This window comes from Micrococcus sp. HSID17227, assembly GCF_003989405.1.
GTDB classification, from domain to species: Bacteria; Actinomycetota; Actinomycetes; order Actinomycetales; family Micrococcaceae; genus Micrococcus; species Micrococcus luteus.
This window is the reverse complement of the sequence record NZ_RBLN01000435.1, coordinates 1-925: the sequence shown is the minus strand read 5'-3', so window position 1 is coordinate 925 and position 925 is coordinate 1. Positions and strand designations below refer to the sequence as shown.

At 75.7% G+C, this 925-nt stretch carries 1 protein-coding gene; it reads right to left on the bottom strand.

The genetic code is table 11. The annotated features are described in order from the left end of the window. Positions 1–4 precede the first annotated feature (4 nt). Positions 5–925 (bottom strand): alpha/beta fold hydrolase (locus D8M29_RS12440; protein ID WP_127446034.1); only part of this gene is annotated, 921 nt, incomplete at its 5' end.

Genomic DNA, 925 nt, shown 5'->3' with positions numbered 1-925 from the left:
CCCGTCAGCGGCCGGCGCGGCGGAGCCAGTCGCGGATCAACGCCGCACAGGCGGCCGGCCGCTCGTAGTGCAGCAGATGCCCGACGCCGTCGAGGACGTGCAGCTCCGCCGTGCCGCCCGCGTCGTCGATCGCCGCGGCGAGCGCCTCCTGTGCCGGCATCGAGCCCAGCGGATCCTCCCGCCCCGCGACCAGCAGCACCGGCAGGCTGAGGCGGGCGGCGACGTCGGCCACGGAGCCCGTGCTCGAGGCGCGGTACGCCTCGGAGAGCATGCGTGCGGAGGCGAAGTCCGAGAAGTGGCGCCGGTGCTGGTCATGGGTGTACGCGAGGACATCCCTGTCCCTGGTGCGGGTCATGGCGAGCGTGGTCACCCACACGACCGGCGGCGCGCCCAGCAGCAGCCGCGCCGGGCGCTCGGGCAGGCGGGCGGCGACCTCGTAGTACCCCTCGGCGACGGCCGCCAGCACCCGACTCGACACGGACGCGGACGCGTGCAGCGCGGGTTCGGCGATGGGGTTGAGCAGGGCCAGCCGTCCCCACCGGGACGGGTCCCGGGCGACCAGCTCGGCCGCCACGGTCGTCCCGTAGGAGTGTGCGACCAGCACGGGGGCGGCCGGCAGACCCAGGGCGGTGACGACGGCGGCCACCGCGTCCGCGTGATGGGCGACGGTGTGCTCCGCGTGAGGGAAGGGCTCCGAGGCCCCGAAGCCGGGCAGCTCGATCGAGTGGATCGGATGCTCCGGGAGCGCGTCGGCCAGCAGGGCGAGGCCGTGGTGGTCCCCGCGGAAGCCGTGCACGAACACCAGCGGGGCAGCGGCCGTGTCTCCCTCGGGTGCGCCGGGCGAACCCGGTGCGGCCTCCGGAACGGGGGCGTACTCCCACACGGCCACGGACGACGGGGTCCCGCTGACGGGGTCCGGAACGGA